This window comes from Calditrichota bacterium, from assembly GCA_014359355.1.
Taxonomy (GTDB): domain Bacteria; phylum Zhuqueibacterota; class Zhuqueibacteria; order JANLFK01; family Oleimicrobiaceae; genus Oleimicrobium.
This window is the reverse complement of record JACIZP010000051.1, coordinates 1-4755: the sequence shown is the minus strand read 5'-3', so window position 1 is coordinate 4755 and position 4755 is coordinate 1. Positions and strand designations below refer to the sequence as shown.

4 protein-coding genes are annotated in these 4755 nt (G+C 61.9%); all 4 read left to right on the top strand.

All coding sequences use genetic code 11. The features are described from left to right. The first annotated feature begins 406 nt into the window (after positions 1 to 406). Positions 407 to 1108, top strand: a complete 702-nt coding sequence (locus H5U38_02260; GenBank protein ID MBC7185836.1) for a hypothetical protein — start codon at positions 407 to 409, stop codon at positions 1106 to 1108. 38 nt (positions 1109 to 1146) lie between these two features. Beyond that, positions 1147 to 2460, top strand: a complete 1314-nt coding sequence (locus H5U38_02255) for a tetratricopeptide repeat protein (GenBank protein ID MBC7185835.1) — start codon at positions 1147 to 1149, stop codon at positions 2458 to 2460. Between the two features lie 26 nt (positions 2461 to 2486). Beyond that, positions 2487 to 3611 (top strand): hypothetical protein, encoded by a 1125-nt coding sequence (locus H5U38_02250; protein ID MBC7185834.1) that lies wholly within the window; start codon positions 2487 to 2489, stop codon positions 3609 to 3611. 31 nt (positions 3612 to 3642) lie between these two features. After that, positions 3643 to 4755: hypothetical protein (locus tag H5U38_02245; protein MBC7185833.1), on the top strand; the 1113-nt coding region annotated here is incomplete at its 3' end.

Sequence of the window (4755 nt, the reverse complement as noted above, 5' to 3'; positions counted from 1 at the left end):
TCAGGGTGCAGGTGACCCCGTGGGAGGTGGAGAAATACCTGCAGCTCTATTAGAGGCAACAGCTCGGAGCCGGCATGGGCGGAAGGACCCGGCCGGCTCCGCAGGCTAAGGCCCCAATCAACCGTTCTTGCCACAGCTTTGCGTCATGGCAACGGGGGAAGGGCCGGCAATGAGCTCTGGCCTACCTGAGCCAAAGGCGGCGCGTCCACCCTCACTGGAACACGTTGTGCTGCCGGGAACTACCTTCCCCTCCTGCGCGGCCAAGAGAAAATCCTTGTATTTCTCGTAGAAAATGCTTAGCATTGCACAGAAACCGGCAAATGGGCGACGGCTGAGGTGCTGGGCGCCCTGTCTTCTTTTCAGCCGGCGAAGTCGCCCTTTCCCGCAAGCCAATGGGAGGTTGACTATGTGCGCTTGGAAACGGACCTTGGCCCTCCTCTTGACCCTCCTTTTCGTCACTACTGCCGTGCCCACAGGAGCTCAACAGGCAAGGACGCTTGCCGTGCTCTACTTCCAGAACAATAGCTTGGCGCAGAAAGACGAGGTGGCGGCGCTGAGCAAGGGACTGGCCGACATGTTCATCACCGAGCTGGCCAAGGTGCGTGCCCTGCAAGTCATCGAGCGCGCACAGCTGCAGCAGCTCCTGGAGGAAATGAAATTGGCCCAGGCCGGCCTCATCGACGAGAAGAGCGCGGTGCAGGTGGGTCGCCTGTTGGGGGCGAAGCATCTCTTGTTGGGCAGCTTTGTGCACATGTTCGGTGGAAAGATGCGCATCGACGCCCGCATCGTGGAGGTGGAGACCGGCTTGACCATAAAGGCCGAAGAAGAGACCGGCAAGGTGGATAAGCTGTTCGACATGGTCAAGCGACTCACCGAGAAGATCGTCCGGGACCTGGATGTGGCCCTCACCAAAGAGGACCGGGCACGACTGGAGGAGAGTGGCGAGGCCTCCTTCGAGGCGGCGGTGCTGTACGCCAAAGGGCTGGAATTGGAGGACAGTGGCCAGCCTCTTGAGGCTTACAAGATGTACCGCAAGGCCCTTGCCATCAGCCCTTCCTTCGCGCAGGCCAAGCAACGCCTCATGCAGATCCAGGTGCACCTCAAATAGCGTGTCTTGCGACCTTTTGGCACAGGAGGAGATAGCTCGTGCGTAAGAGTCTTATCCCAAGCTTGGCCTTGAGCCTAGGCTGCATCCTCATGGGGTGTGCTGCTTCCCATTACGGCCAGGCGAAGAGCGAGTTACGCCGCCAAAACTACGATGCTGCCCTCCGGCATTTAGTCATCGCGCTCGAGGAGCGACGTGGAGATCCACTCGTTCTCCGCGACACGGGGATTGCCCTCTACGGCAAGCAGGACTATGCCGCGGCGATCGCGGTGCTGAGGAGGGCCTTCCGGCTGGATTCCACCGATGCGCGCACCCTGTTCTACCTCGGCTCCGCCTGCGAGTTGACGGGCGACTTGGACGGGGCGATTGACATGTACCGGCGGTACACGCAGGTGGGCCGCATGAGCGAGATGAGGCGGGCCTTGGAAGGGCGACTGCGGGTGCTGGTGCGGCGGCGCTTGGCAGAACAGGCGCGGCTGGCTCTGGCGAATGAGGCGGCGCTCGATACCGTGCGCATCCCGCACAATGCGGTGGCTGTGTTGAATTTCGCCAGGTTGGGCGGGCCTGAGGAGCTTGACCCGTTGGAGAAGGGCATAGCCGAGATGCTCATCACCGACCTGTCCAAGGCGAAGGCGCTGCGCGTCATTGAGCGGGCGAGGATGCAGGCCTTGCTGGAGGAAATTGGCTTGGGCATGACCGGCCTGGTCGACGAGGCCACTGCCCCGCGGCTGGGCCGCCTGCTCGGCGTGGCCAAGGTCGTGCAGGGCGGATTCTTGGGCCTCGAAGGGGAACAGCTGCACATCGAGACAGCGCTGGTGGACACCAGGAGCCGCACCGTCAGTGGCCCGCGCCGCATCAGCGGTTCCTTGCAGGACTTTTTCCGCATGGAGAAGGCACTGGTCTTCCGCATCCTTGACCAGATGGGCGTGCCCCTCAGCCAGGAGGAGCGTGATGCAATCCTGCTCATCCCCACGGAGAACATCCTCGCCTTCCTGGCTTACTGCAAGGGCCTGGACTATGAAGATCGCGGCATGTTTGATGCCGCGCGGGCGGCTTACGCACAAGCAGCCGAACTCGACCCCAAGTTCAAGGCGGCCAATGCTGCAGTTGCCCAGGTGGAAGCAATCCAAGTGGGGAGCCAGGACATTCAGGAGCTGAAAGAGACGCTCGAGCCACCTCCGGCAGTAGCCGACGTGCTCAAGCCGTCGACTCTGGACCGTCTGCAGCAGACGCAGCAACAGCTCAGCGCCGGATTTGTGCCCGGTGTCGATGCGCGGCAACCCCTGCAGGAGCAGAGCCAGTCGAGTTTTGGCTCTGGCGCCAGCATCGAGGTTGTGGTTCCCATTCCCAAGTGAAAAGATGCAGGTGGCGAGGTGCTGCAATGAAGCGTGACGCCCTTGTTCTTATTCTGCTGCTCGGCGTGCTGGTGCCGGGGGTCTCCCGTGCACAAGCGCTGTTGAGCAGGCTGCAGAGCCAGGTATCCTTGGGAGCGGGAGTGACTGGCCAGTGGTGGACGGCGGGTACCAACAAGGTCAATCAGGTCGCTCTGCCCGTGAGCTTCGTTTATCCGGTAAATGAGCAGATGCGTGTGGTCGTATCTACGGCGCCTGCATTTTCTAAGCTTACCACGGTCGCGGCCAACGAATTGGGCGGGCTTTCTGACACGCGCATCAGTGGCCACTACTGGACGCCGAACGGCCGCTTCCTGTTCACGTTTGGCGCGAACCTTCCCACCGGCAAGCATTCGCTTACCGCCGAGGAGTTCAACGTTTCCAATGTGCTGGCGTTACACGCCCTATCCTTTCGCGTGCCGACGATGGGGCAGGGCTTGGATTTCTATGGGGGATTGGCCACGGCAATGGAACTCGGCGATTTTGTGTTGGGGGGCGGCCTCAGCTACTTGGCAAGAGGGGCATTCCGGCCGTTCCAGGGGCTGGACTATGAGTACAAGCCTGGCGGCGAACTGACGCTCTCCGCGGGCCTTGATCGCGCCCTGACCCTGTTCGGCAACGACGCCCGCGTGACCACTGACGTGGTGTACAGCATCTACGGCGAAGACAAGGGGGCAGGCAAGGCCGTGTTCAAGAGCGGCAACCGGCTCCTGATTCAAGGCGGTCTGCTCGCGCGCCCAGGTTCGTTCGATCTCGTCTTCATGCTGCGCGAGAGGCTTAAAGGCCGGAACAAGACCGGCATCGGAGATCTGTTTGCTGAGGAGCGCAAGAACAGCAACGGAAATGAGTTCGAGCTCTCCTCGCAAATGCTTTTCGGCGCAGCGGAGGGTACGCGCCCCAAGGCGTTGGTGGACCTGAAGGCGTACGGCGACAACGAATATGGCACTGGCTCCGCACTCCTGATTGGCCTGGGCGGCGGCGCTCTGCTGAGATTGGGGAGCAAAATCGAGGGCGACCTCGGCATCCGCTACTACACGGGGAACATCAAGAGCGGCCCGAAGAAAGCAAATCTGACGGGCTTGGTGGTGGATGCGCTGTTCCGTTACTACCTGTGACCTTCTGGGGGTAAGAGAGAGGTCTTCCATCATGACAAGATTGACCATAGGCGCATGCGTGCTCGTGGCGGGCGGCTTTATGCTGTTCTCGCACTGCAGCAAGCAGCCGACGAGCGACGGGCGAGAGGCGGGCATCACCCTGCGATTTGTTTACGACCCGGCAGGGGCGCCACGCATCGGCAAGGCGCCGGGGCGGCCCTCTGCGCCGGCTCAACCCTTTGCCAAGAGGACCGGCCAGGAGAAGGTAGACATCGTCAGGGTGATGGTGCTGGACTTTTCTGCCTATGATAGTGCCTGGCAGTATTTCGAGTCTGAGGACTACCATACGTTTGAGCACGCGCGCGATAACTGGCCAGGGGACTTGAAGTATTGGGCGGAGTGGCGCAAGCTGCTTGGCGACTTTTTCCGGGTGGTCGCCGACCAGGCTTTGAGCATCGAGGGGGACTATGCCAAGGGGACGGTCACAGGGGTGGTCGGACTGAACTACCTCTGCGTGGGGATGATCGAAGGCGACAGCATCCGCTACTGGGGCGAAGGCGCGGTCATGGTGCGGGAAGGAGAACCTGCCCACGCCGCAGTGCAGGTCTGGGACATGGGCCCGTACCTCGCCTGGCTGGAGGTCCGTCCGTACTTTGTTCCTCTGAAGAACGGCCTGAGCCAACGCTTCCGCTGCACTGCGTACTACTCCGATGACCGAGAGATGGATGTGACCAGGGCAGCAGTCTGGTCGGTGCAACCCGACATTGCCGGGAGTATCGACCAGACCGGCCTCTTCCTGGCGGGGTTGCAGGTTACCGGCGAGGCGGCTGTGCTTGCGGTGTTCGAAGGCGACACGGCCAGGGCGCAGGTTGCCATCGCACCGGCCGCCCTGCTTGTGGCCGAGGACTTTGAAACGTACGCCACTGGCGCCTACCCATCCGCTGCAGGATGGGAACCGCTGGCGCCGGGAGTCAGCGGCGGCGTGAGCAGAACCTACGCCTTCAGCGGCGCGCAGAGCTTTCGCCAGGAATCATCCCCGGGCCATCCCAGGCGCGACCTCTTCCCACTGCAGCGGGCAGACAGCCTGACCATCCAAGTCAGTGTATTGCTGCAAGAGCCTAACCGTGGGGCTGTCGTGGGTCTGTTCAATCGGGCAGCAGCCGGT

Excerpts from the sequence above, each read along its gene's own strand:
- H5U38_02260 (MBC7185836.1), top strand. The coding sequence starts at position 407 with ATGTGCGCTTGGAAACGGACCTTGGCCCTCCTCTTGACCCTCCTTTTC.
- H5U38_02250 (MBC7185834.1), top strand. The coding sequence starts at position 2,487 with ATGAAGCGTGACGCCCTTGTTCTTATTCTGCTGCTCGGCGTGCTGGTG.